At 61.1% G+C, this 21,049-nt stretch carries 20 protein-coding genes; 15 read left to right on the top strand and 5 right to left on the bottom strand.

Features of this window, described 5'->3' with window-relative positions; genetic code table 11:
* The first annotated feature begins 133 nt into the window (after window positions 1-133).
* The 13 genes from R5H29_RS07310 (at window position 134) to R5H29_RS07250 (ending at window position 14,075) form a co-directional block, all read left to right on the top strand.
* Window positions 134-3,304 (top strand): hypothetical protein, encoded by a 3,171-nt coding sequence (locus tag R5H29_RS07310; protein WP_332328991.1) that lies wholly within the window; start codon window positions 134-136, stop codon window positions 3,302-3,304.
* A 188-nt stretch (window positions 3,305-3,492) separates the two neighbouring features.
* Window positions 3,493-5,451, top strand: coding sequence for a hypothetical protein (locus R5H29_RS07305; protein WP_332328990.1), 1,959 nt, complete (start codon window positions 3,493-3,495; stop codon window positions 5,449-5,451).
* 3 nt (window positions 5,452-5,454) lie between these two features.
* Complete coding sequence (locus tag R5H29_RS07300; protein ID WP_332328989.1) at window positions 5,455-6,414, top strand: RHS repeat-associated core domain-containing protein; 960 nt, start codon at window positions 5,455-5,457, stop codon at window positions 6,412-6,414.
* Window positions 6,415-6,432: 18 nt separating this feature from the next.
* The gene (locus R5H29_RS07295; RefSeq protein ID WP_010485953.1) at window positions 6,433-6,636 is read left to right on the top strand and encodes a hypothetical protein; all 204 of its coding nucleotides are present in this window, start codon (window positions 6,433-6,435) and stop codon (window positions 6,634-6,636) included.
* Between the two features lie 134 nt (window positions 6,637-6,770).
* Window positions 6,771-6,971 (top strand): hypothetical protein, encoded by a 201-nt coding sequence (locus tag R5H29_RS07290; protein WP_146205522.1) that lies wholly within the window; start codon window positions 6,771-6,773, stop codon window positions 6,969-6,971.
* 166 nt (window positions 6,972-7,137) lie between these two features.
* Window positions 7,138-7,593 (top strand): hypothetical protein, encoded by a 456-nt coding sequence (locus R5H29_RS07285; RefSeq protein WP_126561027.1) that lies wholly within the window; start codon window positions 7,138-7,140, stop codon window positions 7,591-7,593.
* An 824-nt stretch (window positions 7,594-8,417) separates the two neighbouring features.
* Window positions 8,418-9,101 carry an RHS repeat-associated core domain-containing protein gene (locus R5H29_RS07280; RefSeq protein ID WP_332328988.1) on the top strand — a complete coding sequence of 228 codons (684 nt, stop codon included), beginning with the start codon at window positions 8,418-8,420 and terminating at the stop codon, window positions 9,099-9,101.
* Window positions 9,102-9,247: 146 nt separating this feature from the next.
* On the top strand, window positions 9,248-9,715 hold the full coding sequence (locus tag R5H29_RS07275; protein ID WP_332328987.1) for a hypothetical protein: 468 nt from the start codon (window positions 9,248-9,250) through the stop codon (window positions 9,713-9,715).
* 969 nt (window positions 9,716-10,684) lie between these two features.
* Window positions 10,685-10,906 carry a hypothetical protein gene (locus tag R5H29_RS07270; RefSeq protein WP_332328986.1) on the top strand — a complete coding sequence of 74 codons (222 nt, stop codon included), beginning with the start codon at window positions 10,685-10,687 and terminating at the stop codon, window positions 10,904-10,906.
* A 537-nt stretch (window positions 10,907-11,443) separates the two neighbouring features.
* Window positions 11,444-11,944 (top strand): hypothetical protein, encoded by a 501-nt coding sequence (locus R5H29_RS07265; protein ID WP_332328985.1) that lies wholly within the window; start codon window positions 11,444-11,446, stop codon window positions 11,942-11,944.
* A gap of 691 nt (window positions 11,945-12,635) precedes the next feature.
* Window positions 12,636-13,073, top strand: coding sequence for a hypothetical protein (locus tag R5H29_RS07260; protein ID WP_332328984.1), 438 nt, complete (start codon window positions 12,636-12,638; stop codon window positions 13,071-13,073).
* Window positions 13,074-13,441: 368 nt separating this feature from the next.
* Window positions 13,442-13,714, top strand: coding sequence for a hypothetical protein (locus R5H29_RS07255; protein WP_260833102.1), 273 nt, complete (start codon window positions 13,442-13,444; stop codon window positions 13,712-13,714).
* A 58-nt stretch (window positions 13,715-13,772) separates the two neighbouring features.
* Window positions 13,773-14,075 carry a hypothetical protein gene (locus R5H29_RS07250; protein WP_227844100.1) on the top strand — a complete coding sequence of 101 codons (303 nt, stop codon included), beginning with the start codon at window positions 13,773-13,775 and terminating at the stop codon, window positions 14,073-14,075.
* 176 nt (window positions 14,076-14,251) lie between these two features.
* On the opposite strand, the gene R5H29_RS07245 is transcribed toward R5H29_RS07250, so the two are convergent.
* From R5H29_RS07245 to R5H29_RS07225, 5 genes are all read right to left on the bottom strand, one after another.
* Window positions 14,252-15,508 carry a cysteine desulfurase gene (locus tag R5H29_RS07245; RefSeq protein ID WP_134735518.1) on the bottom strand — a complete coding sequence of 419 codons (1,257 nt, stop codon included), beginning with the start codon at window positions 15,506-15,508 and terminating at the stop codon, window positions 14,252-14,254.
* Window positions 15,505-16,767 (bottom strand): Fe-S cluster assembly protein SufD, encoded by a 1,263-nt coding sequence (sufD, locus tag R5H29_RS07240; protein WP_332328983.1) that lies wholly within the window; start codon window positions 16,765-16,767, stop codon window positions 15,505-15,507. The genes R5H29_RS07245 and sufD overlap by 4 nt, the downstream gene beginning before the upstream one ends.
* Window positions 16,767-17,531, bottom strand: a complete 765-nt coding sequence (gene sufC / locus R5H29_RS07235) for a Fe-S cluster assembly ATPase SufC (RefSeq protein WP_111098228.1) — start codon at window positions 17,529-17,531, stop codon at window positions 16,767-16,769. The genes sufD and sufC overlap by 1 nt, the downstream gene beginning before the upstream one ends.
* A 74-nt stretch (window positions 17,532-17,605) precedes the next feature.
* Complete coding sequence (gene sufB, locus R5H29_RS07230) at window positions 17,606-19,081, bottom strand: Fe-S cluster assembly protein SufB (protein WP_019659402.1); 1,476 nt, start codon at window positions 19,079-19,081, stop codon at window positions 17,606-17,608.
* Between the two features lie 17 nt (window positions 19,082-19,098).
* Window positions 19,099-19,554: an SUF system Fe-S cluster assembly regulator gene (locus R5H29_RS07225; RefSeq protein ID WP_021203135.1), complete on the bottom strand. Its 456-nt coding sequence runs from the start codon at window positions 19,552-19,554 to the stop codon at window positions 19,099-19,101.
* 206 nt (window positions 19,555-19,760) lie between these two features.
* Between R5H29_RS07225 and R5H29_RS07220 the strand changes: the two genes are divergently transcribed.
* On the top strand, window positions 19,761-20,228 hold the full coding sequence (locus tag R5H29_RS07220; protein WP_026346957.1) for an SET domain-containing protein: 468 nt from the start codon (window positions 19,761-19,763) through the stop codon (window positions 20,226-20,228).
* 161 nt (window positions 20,229-20,389) lie between these two features.
* A complete protein-coding gene (locus R5H29_RS07215) occupies window positions 20,390-20,932 on the top strand; it encodes a type 1 glutamine amidotransferase domain-containing protein (protein ID WP_019659400.1) in 543 nt (180 codons plus the stop codon).
* The last annotated feature ends 117 nt before the right edge of the window (window positions 20,933-21,049 follow it).

Below are 21,049 nucleotides of genomic sequence, written 5' to 3'. Positions count from 1 at the left end.
TATCTGTGACCAGCACCCGCCCACCGTGAAGCGACGCGTGGCTGTCTGCCGGCGTGGGTGCCGCCTGGTCGAAGGTCAACTGCCGTTCGGCGCGGGTGGGGCACACAGGGACGTCGATCCAGGGAGGATCTGCATGCAGTCTGGCCTCATTTCATATCCGCGCGCCGCAATGGCTGCCAAGGGTCTTCTTCTCGGTGTCGTTGCCCTGTGCGTGCTGGCACCGGTCGGCGTTTCCGCCCAGATCGTTCCCACCTGGCGGCAGGAGTACGACAAGCGACTGAAGTACGGGGACCTTGTCGAACCGCTGAAGGGCGAGATCTTCGGCGAGCAGGTCAATCTCTACGACGGCTCGATCAGCTTCAAGGCCACGGATGTTTCGATTCCGGGCAATGGCAGCCTGACGATGACCTTGGGCCGCAGCTATCGCGATGGCGATGGCAGTAGTGAGAGCCCATTCTCGGATTGGGATCTGGATATTCCGTCCATGTCCGGCGTCTATGGTGATCTGCCGGAGACCGCTGCTGTCGGCTACTGGGCGCCTGCTGCGCGCTGCAGTACGGTGGCGGCGCCCCCAGCGCTGGAGGTCTGGAACCGTCGCCAAACCCAGACCGTCAATTTCAGTCCCACTACATTCTGGGATGGCGTGCGCCTTTCCCTGCCAGGCGGTGGCGGTGAGCCGGTCCTGGGAGGCAGCGGTGATGCGCGCCAGCCGCAGCCACAGTTTGGCGAACCGGCGCCTTGGAATACCAAGGGCGGCTGGACGTTCAGTTGCCTGACCGCCCTGAAGAGCGGACAGCCGGGACAAGGCTTCCTTGGTCATGCGCCCGACGGTACCAAGTACTACTTCGACTGGATGGTCGCCAAGCCCCACAACGGTGCAACGCTGCAACCCTACGGGCCAGAGAGCAATGCACTGCTGAATCGAAAGCGTGTGTTCCTGTACCCATCGCAGGTTGTGGATCGCTTCGGCAACTGGGTGCGCTACGAGTGGAGTGGCGACCGGCTGTTGCGCATGGTTGCCAACGATGGCCGCGAGATCAGCCTGGGCTACAACGCGAAAGGACTGATCGCGTCCGCAACCGCTGCAGGGCGCACCTGGACTTATGGGTACACGGAGGCCGATATCCTGCGGACAGTGACGCTGCCGGACGGTACCCAATGGGTCTACAACCTGCCGCCGCTGTCAGTCACCCACAAGTATGCCGACTACATCGGGCAGAGCATCTGGGAGTACATGGACTACCCGGCCACATGCTCGCGCGTCAACAAGATCGTGCCCAGCGAGATCACCCTGAGCATCCAGCATCCGTCGGGTGCGCTGGGAACGTTCCTGTTCCGCCCGTTCCGCCACGGGCGCAAGAATGTAAAGCTGGATTGCCAGACCTCTGGCGACAATCACCTGTTTGCCGATGGCTGGAACTACACGCCGGTCTACCGTGACGCAATGTCGCTGGTGACCAAGACCATCAGCGGTCCGGGCATGCCCACTGCACAGTGGACTTATCAATACACCAATCTCAACGGTGCTTTCGCCCAGGACCTGGGCGGTCCAGTAATCCCGGTGGGCCAGGCAGAGCCGAAGATCACCACTGAAACGCTGCCCGATGGTGTCGTTCGCGTCTATGAGTTCGGCAAGGAAGTTGCCTACAACGACGGTCTGTTGCTGTCCACGACAACGCGATCGGGTGGCGCGGTCGTGCGCATTGACCGCAACAACTACTATCCGGATGCCCAGCTGGATGCGGCGCCATTCCCGAAGGAGGCCGGCAAGGACTTCAAGTACGGTGCCAACGATCTCAAGGCCCATTACAACCGCCCCGTCCAATCCACCGTTGTGGAACAGGATGGCGTGCAGTTCACCCGCACCGTGCAGGCCTTTGATGCATTTGCGCGCGAAGTCACCGTTGTCGAAGCGAATTCCGCCGGCCAGAGTCGCACCAGCAGCACCAGCTACTACGACAATCCCGCGCTGTGGGTGAACGGCCAGGTGGCGCGCAGTGTGCTCAATGGCATCGAGCAGTCCCGCACCGAATTCGATACGGCCAAAGCACTGCCGCTACGCGCCTATGCATTCGGCCGCCTGGCGCAGCAGGTGACCTACGCAGCCGACGGCACGGTTGCCTCGGTGGCCGATGGCCGCGGCAATACCAGCCATCTGTCGGGATGGAAGCGTGGCGTTCCGCAGCAGCTGCGCATGCCGGCTACGCCCGAAGCGCCCAATGGCGCGGTGCGCACGGTTGCCGTCGACGACAACGGTTGGATCACCTCGCTGACCGACGAAACCGGCGCAACCACCAGCTTCAGCTACGACAGCATGGGCAGGCTGCGCAGCCAGCAGTTCCCAGGCGGTGACAGCGTGAACTGGAATGGCGTGACCATGGACCTGCAACGACTGGGGGGCGCGCAGCTGGGGGTGCCCGCTGGTGCGTGGAAGCACTCCCGCACGCAGGGCGGGCGGCGCACGGATACCTACCTGGATGCGATGTTCCGCCCGGTGCTGGTGACCGAAAACGCCAACAACGTGCTGGACAGCGCCGTGGTGACCCGCTACGACACCAGCGGCAAGACCGTGTTTGCCTCGTATCCCACGCGGCAGTTCTCCGATATCAATGCCACCCTGACCGGCACCACGACGCAGTACGACGCGTTGGGCCGCCCCACCGTGGTCAGTCAATCGTCCGAGCTGGGGGCACTGGTTACCCGCACCGAGTACGTGGGCAATCTGTCGGTGAAGGTGACCAATCCACGCGGCCAGGCCACGACGACCCGTCATCTTGCGTACGACCAGCCCAGCTATGAGATGCCGCTGACGCTGCAGCATCCGGAAGGCGTGGTGACCGAGATCCAGCGAGACACGTTGGGCAAGCCGCTGGCGATCACCCGCCGCAGTGCAGACGGCAGCCAGTCGCTGACCCGCCGCTACGTCTATGACGGCTACCAGCAGCTGTGCAAGACCATCGAACCGGAAACCGGCGCGACCGTGCAGGACTACGACGCGGCAGGCAACGTGCTGTGGTCGGCGGCCGGCACGGGTTTGACCAGCACCACCGACTGCAACCGCAGTGAAGCGCTGGCCAGTGGACGTGCGGTGAAGCGTAGTTACGATGCTGCCAACCGCCTGTCGACCCTGATCTTCCCGGATGGGCGCGGAAATCAGAACTGGTCCTACGCGCCTGATGGTCTGCCTGCCGAGATCAGTACGCAGAACGACCCGGCCCGGCCGATGGTCGTCAACCGCTACCAGTACAACCGCCGCCGCCTGCTCAGCGGCGAACCCTGCAGCATCCGGATCTGGGAAGCCTGAGCCTGGCCTATGGCTACGATGCCAACGGCACACTGGCCAGCAATACCTATCCGGGGGGGCGTGTCGTCAGCTATGCGCCGGATGCACTGGGTCGGGCGACGACGGTCGGCGGCTATGCAAAGGAGGCCAGTTACTTTGCCAATGGCGCGTTGGCCCGCTTTGTCTATGGCAACGGGATCGTGCACACGTTGACCCAGAATGCCCGCGGGCTGCCCGACCGCAGCCGCGATGCCACTGCAGCGGCCGCAGTGCTGGATGACAGCTACGACTACGATGCTGGCGGCAACGTGATGGCCATTTCCGATGGCCTGCCCGGGGCGCCCGGCAACCGGGACATGACCTATGACGGCCTGGACCGGTTGCGGACGGTCACTGCACCGGGCTTCGGCAACGCATTGTATGAGTATGACGCGCTGGACAACCTGCGCCGTGCCAAGGTCGGCAGCCGCGATCGTACGCACTATTTCGATCCGACCAATCGGCTGGTCAACGTGATCGAAACCGGAACCGGGGCAACCGTGACCGGTCTTGGCTATGACGTGCAGGGCAATCTATCGGTGCGCAATGGTCAAGCTTTCGCGTTTGATTACGGCAACCGACTGCGTGCGGCGGGTACAGCAGAGAGTTACGAGTACGACGCCCACGGGCGCCGGGTGAAGGCCAGCGCCAGTGGCAAGGGGGCGATCTATTCGTTCTACGACAACGGCGGTGTGCTACGATTCCAGCGCAACGAACGTACCGGCAAACAGACCGACTATCTCTACCTGTCAGGCAGCCTGGTGTCCCAGGTGCATGGCGAAGCCGCACCCAGCGTTCCCGCGCTGAGTGCGCCGGGCTACATCATCCAGGGCAGCGTGAACCTGACCTGGAGCCCGGCCGGTGGTGCCAACCGCTATGAGCTGCAGCGCGCCCTTGCGGGCACCTGGAGCACGGTCTTTGATGGCGCGGCGCAATCGTTCACCAGCACCGGCCTGGTCACGGGAACCTATCAGTTCCGGGTGCGCGGCTGCCGGGCGGTGTGCGGCGGATGGAGCAATGTCGCATCAGTGGCCGTCGCACTGGCGCCATCCACCGTACCGACCTTGAACCTGCCTGCCACGGCCTTCAATGGCAGCTACAGCGTGGGGTGGTCTGCGGCTTCCGGTGCCGAGCGCTATGAGCTGGAGGAAAGCGCCAATGGTGGTGCTTGGGCCCAGGTGCACAACGCCATTGGTCAGTCCAAGGCCTTCAGTGGCAAGGCAGCGGGAAGCTACAACTACCGGGTTCGCGCATGTAACCCGGTGGGGTGCACGGGATACAGCGCCACGGCTGCAGTGACGGTGGTGTATCCGCCTGCTACTGCGCCAGGTCTTTCTGCGCCGGCACGCGCTGCGCCGGGCAGTATCGGCATTGGCTGGAACGGGGTGGCTGGTGCCACGCGCTACACCCTGCAGGAAAGCAGCAATGGTGGTGGATGGGTCACGCTGTTCGACGGCAACGCGGGTTCCTATGCCACCGCCGCGCGCGGGGTCGGCAGCTATGGCTATCGGGTTGCCGCCTGCAATGGCGCAGGCTGCGGACCGTGGTCGGCCACGTCGACGGTAGCGGTGATCGGACCGCCGACGATCGAGCCGGTGATCAGCGCGCCGGGCCTGGTGAACGTGCCGCAGTACAGCCTGAGCTGGTCGGTGCCGGCCAACAGCGAGAGTTTCGTGCTGGAGGAGAGTGCCAACGGTGGTGGCTGGACGGTGGTGCATAACGGCGGCGGGAACAGCTTTGGTGCCAGCCGTGGCAAAGGCAGCTACGCCTATCGCGTGAGGGCGTGCAATTTCGCGGGGTGCAGTCCGTACTCGGGCATTGCGACGGTTGTGGTCGCACTTCCGCCTGGCACGCCCAGCTTCTACCTTGCCGAATGGTTGACCACCCGCAAGGCGCCGTATCAGGTGCAGTGCTCGGTGGGCTGGAGCCAAGTGGCCGATGCGACCGAGTACCAGCTTGAGAGTGGTGGCGGTGGAAAGCGCCTGTATACCGGGCCGAACGCTTATGTGAGTGCAGGCGGCAATGCCTACTGTGCTGGTGACTATCGCGTGCGTGCCTGCAATGCCGGTGGTTGCTCGCCGTGGTCGGCCGACCATCCCGTCACCCGCGGCGTACTGAGCTGGGACTAAGCCATGAATGGACTCTCTTTGCTGTTGATTCGGGCGGTGCTCACGGTGGTGGTGCTGGCGGCCTGTGTGGCTCCGGCGGCCGCACAGGAAGTCGTCGAGTACATCCACACTGATGCACTGGGTTCACCGGTGGCGATCACCGATGCCAGCGGAAACGTCATCGAGCGTACGGTGTATGAGCCGTATGGGACGGTGGTCAACCGGCCGTTGAAGGATGGACCGGGATATACGGGGCATGTGACGGACCCGGGGACCGGGCTGAGTTACATGCAGCAGCGGTACATGGATCCGGCGTTAGGGGCTTTCCTGAGCGTTGATCCGGTAACGGCTGAAGGGGGCGATATGCGCCATCTAAACCGCTACGCCTATGCTTACAACAGCCCGTACAAGTTCAAAGATCCGGATGGGCGCTGCCCCCAGTGCTTGTGGGGCGCGCCAATAGGCGCAGTTGTGAACATCGGTGTTCAGATGGCTATGGCTGAAGGGTCGATGGGCGAAAGATTCTCCCAAGTAAAATGGGGGCAAGTTGCTGTCGCAACAGCGGCTGGTGCGCTAAGTGGTGGAGTAAGTGCCGTTGCAAGCACAGCTGCCACTACCGGTGGAGCCATTGCCGCAAACGTGGTTGGAAATGCAGCCGTCGGCGCGGTTTCAGTTCAAGCAAATGCACAGCTTGAAGGTAAGACCGCTTCTGTATCCGAGGTTGCGAAGGGCGCAGCCTTGAGCGGAGGAACGGCTGGCTTAGGGGCAGCTGTTTCTGCTGCGCCTGGTGTGGCGGCTAGAAGTGCGAGTGCTGGGATGACACAGACTGAGCGAACTGCGACAGGAAATCTGATGCAGGGTATAAAGGAAGCCACTCCTGGGTTTAAATACTCCAATCCCACCCAAACAGCGGCCAATGCCGTCGGTACGGCGGTCAGTTCATCAGGCGATCTGGAACCACTTGTGAACGATAAGTTGAAGTAGGAAAAGTTGAAGTAGGATATGAAGATCAAATTGATCCTGAAGGGCGTCGCCGTCTATTACGCAAAAGCTGCCGTTTTCACGATTGCCAGCTATGGGTTGCTGCGTCTCGTTTACGGGCATACAGGGATTTCATTCATTGAGTGGACGCTCATACTTCTGGCGGCGTTTACGGTGGCTTACATACCACTTTTCGTTGGCTTGCTGCGCGGGAAGAGTTCGTAGCTGTCTTAGGCAGAAGCGGCAAATCCGCCCAGTGCTTACCGCCCTTTGATGATCCTCTGAGCAACCATTTCGGTAGTGCCGGCCGCTGGTCGGCCGCATGAGAGACAATGGCGGCACACGTTGAGAAGCTATCCATGCAGCTGATATTTGATGATGCCGAGGGTCTGGGCAAGCGTGAGCAGACCAGGCGCGAGATCTGGACCGGCCAGATGCGTCGACGGACGATCTACTTCTTGGCGGAATCCATGCTCCGCTTGATGTCTGATTTCTTCGGGTCCCCGGCCCAATGCCACGTGGCGCCTTTGAGGAAGTGGCGCTGGATCTGGAAGACTTGAAGTGACTGCAGCGGTTGTGAAGTGGCCCGCGGATGAATACTGTCCATAAGCCTGCAGTAGTGCGCAGCGTTTGTACCTTTTTCCGATTGAAGCGCATGCGTTGATCGGGTGGGCGCGCAACCGCCCCTCGGGGCGCTCGTGTAGTTGCAAATGCAGGAGACTCCTGATGGCTGAAGATGAACTGCTGCTTGAACGGCTTTACAAGATGTCGCGGGTTCTCACGGCCGAACCCGACTCTTCAAACTATGTATTGGTATCGAGGTCATTGTTCCATTGTGATCCGGAGATCCGAGAGAGGGCCATTTTCATCGGCGGGTTGCGTTGGGCAGATCCGTTGATTCTTGGTTGTTTTATTGGAATTGTTACGGTGGGGCAGGAGCCTGTTGATGATAATCGGAGGCTTATGATTGAATCGCTTGTTTCTGCAGTGCTTCGGAGGAGGCTTGATGCAGCTTCAATCGAGGAATGGCTCAGGGCGGTGCTCCGTTCGAATGATTCTAAGTCACTCCTGGCTAAGTCAGCCTACATTGGCTTGCTGCGCATTCAAGGGAAGATGTCGGTTTCTGAGTTTGCATCTATTGATTACGATGGGGTGTCTGTTGATTCATCATTAGTTTCTTGACGCCCACATTTCTTTTTTCGCTTTGAAGATGGTAGTGTCGCGTGATGGTGGTTGGGGCTCGTTCGTCGATCAACCGTTAGGGACGGTTGCGTCACTGGCTTCCAACTGGAGAGCGGTGCCGATGGCGGGGAGATGCATTCCGGTCCAGGCCCATGTCGGATCCAGCTGCGATGTCTGCCGCGCTGGTGGTTTTGCACGCCTTCAACCGTAGCGTGCTGAGCCGGAACCTTTCCTGCTGATTCGCGCGAGGAGCGTGCCAACGGTGGTGGCTGGACGGTGGTGCATAACGGCGGCGGGAACAGCTTTGTTGCCAGCCGTGGCAATGGCAGCTACGCCTATCGCGTGAGGGCATGCAATTTCGCGGGGTGCAGTCCCTACTCGGGCATCGCCAGTGTCTCCGTCGTGCTTCCTCCTGCAGCCACTCAGATCTACGTGGCGGAGTGGCTCAGCACGCGCAAGGCGCCCTATCAGGTGCAATGCAGCGTCGGCTGGCGCGCGGTTCCGGGGGCAACGGAGTATCAGCTTGAGCCTTCCGGAGCTGGACGGCGCCTGTACACCGGCCCCAATACCTACGTGCAGTCGAGCGGCGGGACCTACTGCGCCAGTCTCTACATTGTCAGGGCCTGCAACGCCGGTGGCTGTTCGGCATGGTCCGCAGACTTCCCCGTCACCCGCGGCGTATTGAATTGGGACTAAGCCATGAATGGACTCTGTTCGCTGTTGATTCGGGCGGTGCCCACGGTGGTGCTGCTGGCGGCCTGTGTGGCTCCGGCGGTCGCACAGGAAGTCGTCGAGTACATCCACACTGACGCACTGGGTCACCTGTGGCGATCACCGATGCCAGCGGAAACGTCATCGAGCGTACGGTGTATGAGCCGTATGGGGCGGTGGTGAATCGGCCGTTGAAGGATGGGCCGGGATATACGGGGCATGTGACGGACCCGGGGACCGGGCTGAGTTACATGCAGCAGCGGTACTATGACTTCCAAACTGTCGCATTTCTGGGGGCTGATCCAGTTGCAGCTAGTTCGGAAGGGGCTTCATTCAATCGCTATCGCTACGCTTCTGCCAATCCGTATAAGTTCAAGGATCCGGACGGCAGGGCAGACATGAACGTGTTCAGTGAAGCTGATCCGAACGGGCTGAGAGCGGCAGGAGATGCGCTCAACATTCCGGGCAAGTTCACGGTCGCAGGGCACGCCAATAACATGGTCATTCAGGACCAGCGAGGGGGGCGCATGGAAAACTACTCCACAGTCAGCTCCTGGGATATGGCTCGGACCCAGTTTGGGCTAAAACAGGGCCAGGAAATATTCATGGCAGGTTGCCACTTGGGGGCGGAAATCGGTCAGGCAAAGGCTTTTGCTCAGGGATGGGCGAACCTGAATAAGTCGTCCGTCTATGCTCCCAACGGATTCGTTCGCTATCCAAAAAACTACAAGCCTGGAGATGATATGACGCTCCGTGTCAGTATGGGTGAGAACGGAACCGGAGGTGCAGGTGTATGACAGAGGTTCTCGCCTGGAGGGACGGGGCCGGCGGGTCCCGCCATTCGTTCGATTACGATCAAAGCTGATGGTTCAATATCCTATCAGTTTGCTGAGCCTGAATTGGGGTCCAGAATTCGTAGAGTAGAAACGGTGAAGGTGAAGCAATGAAAATTCTTTCGAATTCTGTTGCTTTGTCTTTGCTGCTTGTTGGCTGCGGTAACGGGGAGCCCCAGGAAGAGCGGCTTTCCCGAAATGAGAAATATGATGAAGCGCCAAGTCTGGCCCTTTCCGAGGAGGAGTTGGAACGTCAGATTTCGATGGCTGAAAACGGGAGAGCAGAGGCCCGTCTAAAGCTCGAATGGCACTACTCGACGCGTGGCGACATGGAGCGGTATCGCTACTGGCTTGAGGAGGGAGTCGCACGAATTGACGTTAGTTCAATGCAGCGATTGGCACTGTTCCTCTCCCTTGAGCAAGGCGGGGGGGACTGTAGGCGCGCAATGCAAATCCTCGAGGAAGGCTTGCGTCTTGATCCGCCGGAGACTACGCGCGAATTGATGGAGATGGATCTTCAGAGGCTGCGGCATGAACGGGTCGGAATTCCACCTTGCGGGGTGGGGATTTCCAATTAGAGGTTGCAACTGCGCGAATGTCCATAATAATTCGTTCGGATTCAATGATAGGAACGGGTGGTGTGGAGCGTATTCTGGTTTGAACTCGAGGTCATTGGATGGGCAGGTTTCGATGAGGATCATAGTTTTTCTATCTGCTGCCTTATCGATGCCGCTTCTCGCCTCCTGTGTGCAGGACCGCGGTTGTCTTCTTCGGGTGGCCAACCAGGACCACGACAGCTCCTCATCTCAGAAGATCCATGCTGATATGGATGAGCTCATGCATTCGCGTCCTGTGGACGGGGCGCGGAAAGTGAATGCAGAGTTGGTGGTATCGCAGCTCGAACTCTCTCGGGAGGGTCGGAGAAATAGAAGGATTTTCTATGTACTGACTGATGGCGGCGGGAAATTCTTGACTGCGGGGACTTGTGGTATTGACGAAGGCCAGTGTGCCTCGGTCATCGTGAAGCGAATGATCGGGGCCTGTGAAAGGATGTAGACTGCGCGTGCGCTAAGTTTTGGGAGGGGATTCAGTGAAAAATTCCCAAGTGCTTGATCGCTTTGGGCGGCTGGTCGATATTATTGTAGCGGCGCTTTGCTTGTTAGGGCTTGCAGCCTGTGGCGGGAGAGATGGAGGTTTGGGTGTGGTCATAAATCATGAGCCAAGAAACGCAGCGGCTAATCACTACGCACAGGCGCTCGAGTCAGTTTTCAGTTCCGAAAGTGTGCCAGAAGCGCAAATATGCAGGGTGCATTTAATTGATGTCAGGAAATCATTTGATCAGGCTGGAAGCGCAAGATTGAGGGTATATTTCGTCTTAGCCGATCATCAAGGTGTCGTCAGGTCGGCGGACACCTGTGGGCTTCCTGTGAATGAGTGCGTGACGATTGTTGCCGAGAGGTCGAGGGCGGGCTGTCGGCTGGAAAAAGGGCTGGCTCTCCACTGATTCGGGCGGTACTCGCGGTGTTGGTGCGTGTGGCCTGAATATAGTGCTGGCCGCTGCCCAGGAAGTGGTCGAGTACAGTTACACCGATGCGTTGGTTTCAACGGTGGCGATCACCGCTGTCAATGGAAATGTCATCGAGCGTACGGTGTATGAGCCTTCTGGTGAGCTGGTTCAGATGGCCATGGCTGATGGGGCGAGGGGCGAAAGGCTATCCCAAGTAGAATGGGAGCACGTTGTCGTCAAACAGTCGCTGACGCGCTATTGATAGAATCATTACTGCAAACGCGGGGGGGGGCAGGCGGCCCACAGTGTTCCTTCCTGGGTTTCTCGACAAGTGGCGGGAGTGCTGTGAAATCCACAAGTTCATCTCGATGCCGACGACGAGCGATGGTTCTTCAAGGGCTTGCGCTAACTTCAGCGCTATGTCTCGTATCTGTCGCTGGTTGTTCGCTACATGAAATAGGAAGCGGTCGACTGGATGACGACTGTCTTTTGGTGGTGGCTGACTATGTAAAGTCGTCGCGGGGTGGGGTGGGGATATCTACAACATTGCTCCTGAGGGGACGGTGGCAGGGTTGCGCGGATATGCAGTAATGCATCGCTCGGACGACGGGAAACTACCGTCCGAGGAGTTGAAATCATTTCATGTCGATTTGGATTCCAAGTGCAAGGCTGTTGTTGATGAACTTGGCTATCAATGATTCTGCGAATTTTTCGGCTGGCAGAGGAGGGGCGGTTTGCGGGAGTGCAGCGAAAGTGAGCGGTATCCCATGGCGCTGGGTGGCGACGCGGGGGTGTGGGCGTGAATGTTGATTTCCGGTTTTTCGTGGTTATTGTTTTTATTTTTTATGGGGCTGGTTGCAGGTATCAAGAAGGTGTGGGCGTACCGTTTGGAACGACCTGTGGCGTCGAGGGCAGCTCCGCCTGCCGGGTCAGCTTCCGGGAACTGGCTGCTACGCCCCGGCTATTCGATGGAAAGTTGGTGCGGATGGAGGGCTATCTCGGGGTGAGCCGGGAGCTCTTTGTACTGAATTCAAGCAAAGAGTTGTTTGAGGCCGGAGTGACTGAGGAGACCCAAGTTCGAATTGGAGGGCCAATAGATCTGCAGCAAAGCGTATTTGATGAATACGCGTATTCATGGGTCTCGATAATCGGGGTGTTCAGGACAAGGGAGAGTGACAATTCGACAGGTGATCTGCTGCTTGGCGAAATTCACGCCCCCTTGAAGTCCGCTCCCTACGAATCCCTGGTCCCGTTCCACGTGCGGAATTTGGAGATGTGCTCGTCAATCTTGAAGATCTGAAGTGAGTGATAGGTTGTGGAAATGGCGTTATGTGCTTTCATTTCTGCCTTCTGTGGCAGGAAAGCGGGATGATCCACAGGCGCGCCTAACATGTGATCGCATGGTCTCCATGTTAGGATTGACACTTGCCAGACAGAGACTTCGGAACATTCTCGATGGCTGGCAGATTCACAGATATCACAGTACGCCATTTCACTCCTGGGCTGTTCAATTCTACACGTTGCGCGATTGCGTCTGTGTCATTGCGAGCTGATCGATCATGTCGATAGGCTTTGGGGCAATTTCCGCTTGGTTGAAGAATACGAGGTTTCGCATTGAGCGCTATCGATGTAAAGAATCTCGTTCTAGCCTGTCTGCGGAGGCTTTTGGAATCCGAGCCTGCTTCCGTGGAGCAGGTGTCTAGCTGGTGCCAGAGGGCGGAATTTATCAAGAACGTGCTTCGGTCAAGTTCGTATGAAATCGGGGTTCCTCACGTGATATGGCACTATCTTGATGATGCTGATATCCGTATTCGCGATCCCCGCTATGCCGAAGCACAAGTGTTGGCCGTTAGGCGGAGTATTGATGAGTGGGCTTGAGTGCATTCAGAGAAGCTATGAAAAATACATGTTGCTGGCCAGATTTCATTGCGGCATCTCTCTCAAACTCTAACCCTCCGGATCTCCCTCTCCTCCGGGAAGACTGGGCTGGGATGGCGTTTGATCGCAACCTGTATGAGGATTTTGCTCCGAATGATGTTTGGGTGGCGTGGCTGAGCGCACTTTCGGAGCACTTTGCAGATATCGCGATGTGCGCGGTTCAATGTTCAGAGAGCTCCGACGGCGGAAACCCCGTGGAAATTGAGCGAGGTCTGGATGGCCTGCGCTCCTACTGGTTGGAAGATGGGAACTTCATGCGTGATCATTTCTTGTTTTCGCGTGATGGTCGCTGGGTTGTAAAGCTGGATCAGGACGTGACGTTATTTGCGGGAGATGTCACTTTCCTTGCGGATGTTGTCGCGCGACTTGGTGGTGTAGAGCATGTCGAGAAGATGATGCGACGGGACCTGATTGGTACAGCTGAGGACGTAGTTGGTCTCGGTGGGTACGTCAAGGGGCTTCTTGCGCCATTGAACGCATCGAATCCATAGCTGATTGCTACGTAGAAGATTGGGTGTGCGGGCGCTATGTGATGGAGTAGCTTCAAAGGGCCTGCAACGCCGGTGATTGTTCGGCATGCTCCGCAGGCTTTTCCGTCACCCGCGGCGTATTGAATTGGGACTAAGCCATGAATGGCTCTGTTTGCTGTTGATTCGGGTGGTACTCGCGGTGGGGCCGTGGCTTGTGTGGCTCCGGCAGTCGCACAGGAAGTCGTTTCAATGTTCGGAGGCTGCAAGAAATGGCGAACTGCAAGTTGGATGCTGAGCACTCAACCGCGTGGAGTGGTCGAATCCAATCATGCCTGGCTGCTGTGGTTCTTTCGCTGGGGTTGCAGGGTTGTGATTGGTTGTCGGATCCGGTGATTGTTGTAAAGAATGTTGGAAGGGGCGTGATTTATGGCGTCAGCTTGGAGGTTGGCGGTGGTGTGGTAGGCGTAGGATCAATTCCTGTCGGTGAAAGCAGGGTTGTGAAGCCTGAGGTCGCTACTGATTCCTCACTTCTTGTAACTTACTACGAGAGCGGTGTCCAAGTGGTTTGCCATGGGGATGTGTATTTTACGAATAATCTCCACGTCAAGGTTGAGGCGGATGTGGGGGGAGGGGTTTGCCGTATTGCAGAAATTGCGGAATGATTTGATCTTCGGAGCGTGTTTGACGATTTTTTATAGCGCGGTGCCAGGGTGAAGAACGATGAAAAGCCTTGTTGAGAGCTTCCCCATTTGGGCTTCCATCATTCTAGGTGCCATGTGGATAAACGCATTTGCGGCTCACAGGATGTTGCTGAAAATCGAGCGTGAACGGCCGGAAGTACTCGCTGCAGTCGGAATCACCAAGGTTGATTGGTGGCTTAGGTGCTTGCGCGGTATTGCAGTGCTTGCCCTTACTTCCAAAGGGCAGGCGCTCCATCAGGGGGAACGGTGGGTGTTGAGGGGCGTCGTGATGATGTACGTCTTCTTGATTGTCTCCGGGGTATCCATGCTTGTTGGCATGTAGGAGACGGTGCCTCAAGGCCGTTGATGGTGGATGGATCGGCATTACGGTGAGATTGCCCGTTCCTGGCATCACTCGGTGCTTCCCGGTCACGCCTCTGCTTGGTTGTGTCCAGTGCGCAATAAAAAACGCCGCAGTTCCCTGCGGCGTTCTCGTAGTTCCCTGATTCTGGCGAATCTTCAGCCCAGCAGCTTTCGCACCTTCGTCAACGCCGTCATGAACCGCTCGATCTCGGCATGCGTGTTGTAGAACGCGAGCGAGGCGCGGCAGGTAGCCGCGACGCCGAAGTACTGCAGCAGCGGGTGTGCGCAGTGCTGACCCGAGCGCACGGCCACGCCTTCCAGATCCAGAAGGGTGGCCAGATCGTGCGCGTGCGCGCCATCGATCAGGAACGAGACCACCGCAGCCTTCTCCGGCGCTTCGCCGATGATGCGCAGGCCGTCGACGCGGCGCAGCTCTTCGGTGAAGTGCGCCAGCAGTTCGGCTTCGCGTGCTTCCACGTTCTCCTGCCCAAGCTGCTGCAGGTAGTCGGCAGCCACACCCAGGCCGATGAAACCGGCAATGTTCGGGGTGCCGGCTTCGAACTTGTGCGGGGCATCGTTGAACACGGTGCCGTCGAAGCTGACTTCCTTGATCATCTCGCCGCCACCGAGGAACGGCGGCATCGCGTCCAGGTGCTCGCGGCGCGCCCACAGCGCGCCGGTACCGGTTGGACCGCACATCTTGTGGCCGGTGATGGCGTAGAAATCGCAGCCGATCGCGGCGACGTCGACCTTGCGGTGCGGCACGGCCTGCGAGCCATCGACCACGGTGATGATGCCGCGCTTGCGCGCTTCACGGCAGATCTCGCGTACCGGATTGACCGTGCCCAGCACGTTGGAGACGTGGGTGACCGCGAGCAGCTTGACGTCGGGGGTCATCGCTGCGCGCAGCGCATCCAGGTCGAGCGCGCCGTCAGGCGTGATCTCGGCCACGCGGATGGTGGCGCCGGTACGCTGCGCGACCAGCTGCCACGGCACGATGTTGGCGTGGTGCTCCATGCGCGTGATCAGGATCACGTCGCCGGCCTTCAGCCGCGGCAGCGCCCACGAATAGGCCACCAGGTTGATGGCGAAGGTGGTACCACTGCACAGCACCAGGTCGCTGGGCCGCACGTTGAGGAAGCGTGCCAGCGTGTTGCGTGCGCCTTCGTAGGCGTCGGTGGCTTCGCTGCCCAGTGCATGCACCGCGCGGCTGACGTTGGCGTTGTAGCGGCGGTAGAACTCGTCCACCGCGCCGATCACCTGCACCGGCTTCTGGCCGGTGTTGGCATTGTCGAAATAGACCAGCGGCTTGCCGTGCACTTCACGCATCAGCAGCGGGAAGTCGAGGCGGACGCGGTCCCAGTCGGGGGCGCCGGTGCGTTCTTCGATCGGGCGCGGCGTGGACAGGTTCATGCCACACCCGCCTCGGCCAGTGCCTTGTCCAGGCGACGTGCCAGCTGCGCACGCAGCGCGTCGGGCAGGATCTTCAGCGGCTCGTGGCAGAACGCGGCGCTCAGCAGTGCCTGCGCCTGTGCCTGCGGCAGCCCGCGCGAGCGCAGGTAGAACAACGCGTTGGCGTCGAGCTGGCCGACGGTCGCGCCGTGCGCGGCCTTCACTTCATCGGCGTCGATCACCAGCGTCGGCTGGGTGTCGATCTCGGCATCGGCCGACAGCAGCAGGTTCTTGTTGGACAGGTTCGCGTCGGTGCCATCGGCGCCTTCGCGGATCTGGATGCCACCATGGAACACCACGCGGCTGCGGTTGGCGGCGACGCCGCGCCACAGCAGTTCGCAGGCGGTATCGCGTGCGATGTGGTCGATACCCAGGCGGGTTTCGACGTGGCGGCGGCCATTGCCAAGCAGCACGCCGTTGGCGGTCAGCTGGGCATTGTCGCCTTCCAGGCGCACGTTCAGTTCATGGCGGCTGAGCGCGGCGCCCAGTTCCAGGTCCACGCGGTGGTACTGCGCGTCGCGGGCCAGCACCGCGTCGGTGCGCAGGAAGCTGGTCTGGCGCGCGCTGCCGGCCTGCACGCGGGCGTGCTTGAGCACGGCATCGCGGGCGACATGGGCATGCAGCACGGTATTGTCCAGGTGGGCGGAGTCGCCCACGCTGAAGCGATGCTCGACCACGCCCAAGCTGGCGCCGGCACGCAGTTCGATCAGGTGGCGGTGATGCCAGGCCAGGTCGGTGTCACCGGCGACGCTGGCGAACACCAGCTGCAGCGGCACGTCGACCTGCACGCCTTCATCCACGCGCAGCACCACGCCTTCATCGGCCAGCGCAGCATTCAGGCGGGCGAAGATCTCCTCGCTGCGCTCGTAGCGGCGGCCAAGGAAACGCACGGCGTCTTCGCCAGCGGCCAGTGCGGCCGACAGCGGCTGCAGCTGCACGCCGGCCGGCAGGGCCTGCACGTCGCTCAGTGCGGCATCCAACCGGCTGTTGACGAACACCAAGCGCGGCGCTGGGATGTCGTCCAGCAGGGCGGCGTCCAGCGCCGGGCCCTGCAGCGGTGCCGCAGCGAACGCACGGCGTTCCAGCTGCCGCAGCGAGGTGTACTTCCAAGCCTCGTTGCGGGCGGCCGGCAGGCCGTCACGCAGGGCCGCATCCAGCACTTCGCGGCGCGCATCGCTGCCGCAGAAGGCCTGGGCCATCGAATCAAGCAAGGCGCTCATCAGACCGCCGCCTCGGGCACGACCCGGTCCTTCAGGAAATCATAGCCGTGCGCTTCCAGTTCCAGGGCCAGTTCCGGGCCACCGGTCTTGACGATGCGGCCATCGGCCAGCACGTGCACCACGTCCGGCTTGATGTAGTCCAGCAGGCGCTGGTAGTGGGTGATGACCAGGAACGAGCGATCAGCAGCGCGCAGTGCGTTGACACCATCGGCCACGCTCTTCAGTGCATCGATGTCCAGGCCCGAGTCGGTTTCGTCCAGGATCGCCAGCTTCGGTTCCAGCACGGCCAGCTGGAAGATCTCGTTGCGCTTCTTCTCGCCACCGGAGAAGCCTTCGTTGACGCCACGGTGCAGCAGTTCGTCCTTCAGGTGCAGCACGGCCAGCTTCTGGCGCACCAGCTTGAGGAACTGCATGGAATCGAGTTCTTCCTCGCCGCGTGCCTTGCGCTGGGCGTTCAGTGCCGCGCGCAGGAAGTAGGTGTTGTTCACGCCCGGGATCTCCACCGGGTACTGGAACGCCAGGAACAGGCCGGCAGCGGCGCGCGCTTCCGGGTCCTGGTCGAGCAGGTCGACGCCGTCGAACTGCACGCTGCCTTCGGTCACTTCGTAGCCGTCGCGGCCGGCCAGGACATTGCCCAGGGTGGACTTGCCGGCGCCGTTCGGGCCCATGATGGCGTGCACCTGGCCCGGCTGGACGTCCAGCGACAGGCCCTTGAGGATTTCCTTGTCGCCGATGCGGGCGTGGAGGTTTTCGATCTTCAGCATGGTGGGGATTTCCGTAGGGCGGGCCGCGGCCCGCCGGTAAAGAGAATGCGTTTGCGAGGGGCAGGGGCGGGCGGTCAGCCCACCGAACCTTCCAGCGAGACTTCCAGCAGCTTCTTGGCTTCCACCGCGAACTCCATCGGCAGTTCGCGGAACACCTGTTTGCAGAAGCCGTCGACGATCATCGACACCGCGTCTTCCTGGCTGATGCCACGGGCGCGGCAGTAGAACAGCTGGTCGTCGGAAATCTTCGAGGTGGTGGCCTCGTGCTCGACGGTGGCGCCCGGGTTCTTCACCTCGATGTAGGGGAAGGTGTGGGCGCCGCACTGCTTGCCGATCAGCAGCGAATCGCACTGGGTGTAGTTGCGCGCGCCATCGGCGTTGCGGTCCACCCGCACCAGGCCGCGGTAGGTGTTCTGGCCTCGGCCGGCGCTGATGCCCTTGCTGACGATCTTGCTCTTGGTGCGCTTGCCAACGTGGATCATCTTGGTGCCGGTGTCGGCCTGCTGGCGGTGATGGGTCAGCGCCACGGAGTGGAACTCACCCACCGAGTCGTCGCCCAGCAGCACGCAGGACGGGTACTTCCAGGTGATCGCCGAGCCGGTCTCGACCTGGGTCCAGGTGACCTTGCTGCGCGCGCCACGGCACTCGGCACGCTTGGTGACGAAGTTGTAGATGCCGCCGACGCCGTTCTCGTCGCCCGGGTACCAGTTCTGCACGGTGGAGTACTTGATCTCCGCATCTTCCAGCGCGACCAGCTCGACCACGGCGGCGTGCAGCTGGTTCTCGTCGCGCATCGGCGCGGTGCAGCCTTCCAGGTAGGACACGTAGGCCTTGTCCTCGCACACGATCAGGGTGCGCTCGAACTGGCCGGTGTGGCCGGCGTTGATGCGGAAGTAGGTGCTCAGTTCCATCGGGCAGCGCACGCCCTTGGGAATGAACACGAAGCTGCCATCGGAGAACACCGCCGAGTTGAGCGCGGCGAAGTAGTTGTCGCCCACCGGCACCACGGTGCCCAGGTACTGGCGCACCAGCTCCGGGTGCTCCTTGATGGCCTCGGACATCGAGCAGAAGATGATGCCCTTCTCGGCCAGTTCCTTGCGGAAGGTGGTACCGACCGACACCGAGTCGAACACCGCATCCACCGCCACGCCGGCCAGCTTGGCACGCTCGTGCAGCGGCACGCCCAGCTTGTCGTAGGTGTCGAGCAGTTCCTTTGGCACGTCATCCAGCGAGGCGTACTTCGGGCCCTTGGGCGCGGAGTAGTAGCTGAGCGCCTGCAGGTCGATCGGGGCGATCTCCAGCTTGGCCCAGTCCGGCATCGGCAGGGTCAGGAAGTGGCGGTAGGCGTCCAGGCGCCACTGCGTCATCCACTCCGGCTCGTCCTTCTTGGCCGACAGGGCACGGATGGTGTCTTCGTCCAGGCCCGGCGGCAGGGAGTCCGACTCGATCTCGGTGATGAAGCCGGCCGAATACTTGCGGCCGAGCTGCTCGTGGATCTCGCGGTTGGGGGTGTCGTCGTGGGCGACGTTTTCAATGGTTTCGGTGGCCATGGGGGGCTGCCTGTGGATCAGGAGACGACGTCGACAGCGATGGTGCGGCGCTGTTCGTCATCGGCAAGGGGGAGAGGGGGCAGGATCTGGGCGAGGGTGACATCGCGCAGGGCCTCGGAGACCACGTCGTTGATCAGCCGCCAGCTGCTGCGCGCGCCGCACTTGGGCGCCATGCCGCACTGGTGGTGGTCGTGGCTGCATTCGGTCAGGGCCAGCGGCCCTTCCATCGCTTCGACCACTTCGAACAGCGAGATCTCGACGGCCGGGCGGGTCAGGCGGTAGCCGCCACGGACACCGCGCAGGCCTTCGACCAGGCCGGCCTGGGCCAGTGGCTTGAGCACCTTGCTGACGGTGGGCGGCTCCAGGCCGGTGAATTCGGCCAGCTCGGTGGCACTGAGCACCTCGCCCGGACGGGCGGCAAGCACGGTCAGTACCACGGTGGCGTAATCGGTGAGCTTGGTGACACGCAACATGGGGATGCGAGTGGTTCTTAAAGCGGACTGAAATTGTACGCTTTTATTCGCCGCCATCCAACCCGGGCATTCAGCCGGCGCTGGGCCGGGCGGGAGGACGCGCCGGGCCGTTGCCGGGGCGCCATGCTGCGCTACCGGGGTGATTTTCGCAATCACCCGGAATGGGCGAGAATCCAGGTTCCATCCGCTGCAAACAGCCCGTGCCGATGCCGAAGAAGATCCAAGCCCGCAAGTCCGCCATCCATGGCAACGGCGTGTTCGCCGTGGCCCCGATCAAGCAGGGCGAGCGCGTGATCCAGTACAAGGGCCTGCTGCGCAGCCACGGCGATGTTGATGCCGATGACAGCGGCGACGTCGAAAGCGGCCACACCTTCCTGTTCACCCTCAACGACGACTGGGTGATCGATGCCAACTACAAAGGCAATGACGCGCGCTGGATCAACCACAGCTGCGAGCCGAACTGCGAGGCCGTGATCGAGGAAGACGAGGACGGCGACAGCCGCGGTGACAAGGTGTTCATCGAGGCGCTGCGTGACATCACGCCCGGCGAGGAACTGACCTACAACTACGGCATCACTCTGGCCGAGCGTCACACTGCCAAGCTGAAGAAGATCTGGGAGTGCCGCTGCGGCTCGCCCAAGTGCACCGGCACCATGCTGCAGCCCAAGCGCTGACCGGTACCGGGTAGGGCCGGCCGCTGGCCGGCATGGCGCGATGCAGGTGCCGGCCAGCGGCCGGCACCACCTGGAGCTCTCCACCTGCCGTGCACGGCAGGGTCACTGCCCTGCAAGGGCCGTTCTTCCATTCTGTCGGCACCCCCAACCGGAGTGCACCCATGGCAGAACGATTGAAGGGCAAGCAGATTGCCATCCTTGCCACCCACGGCTTTGAACAGTCCGAACTGACCGAACCCAAGCGGCTGCTGGAAGCCGAAGGCGCGCGCGTCAGCGTCGTGTCGCCTGCAAAGGAGGCGACGATCAAGGGCTGGAAAGAGAAGAACTGGGGCGACGCCGTTGCAGTGGATATTCCGCTGGATGAGGCCGATCCGGCCAGCTTCGATGCCCTGGTGCTGCCGGGAGGGGTCATCAATCCGGACACGCTGCGTACCGACGAGGCTGTACTCGGCTTTGTCCGCGCAGTAGACGAAGCAGGCAAGCCTGTGGCGGCGATCTGCCATGGCCCGTGGCTGCTGATCAACAGTGGCCTCGCCGATGGCCGCGCGCTGACGTCTTGGCCGTCCCTGCAGCAGGATCTGACCAATGCGGGGGCGAACTGGCGCGATGCCGAGGTGGTGGTCGACGGTAACGTGATCACCAGCCGCAAGCCGGATGACATTCCGGCCTTCAGCGAGGCGGTGGTAAAAGCACTTGCCGCGTGATGCCTTGCCGGTAGCGCCGGCCCCGGGGCGGCCCGCCCGGGGGGCGCGGGGGGGGGCCCCGGGGGGCCGCCCCGAGTATGGCCCCCCGCCCCGCGGGGGCCCGGGGGGCCCCGGGGG

The sequence above is a fragment of the Stenotrophomonas sp. A3_2 genome, from assembly GCF_036624925.1.
In the GTDB taxonomy this organism is placed as follows: Bacteria; Pseudomonadota; Gammaproteobacteria; order Xanthomonadales; family Xanthomonadaceae; genus Stenotrophomonas; species Stenotrophomonas hibiscicola.
This window is presented reverse-complemented; position numbering and strand designations above follow the sequence as displayed.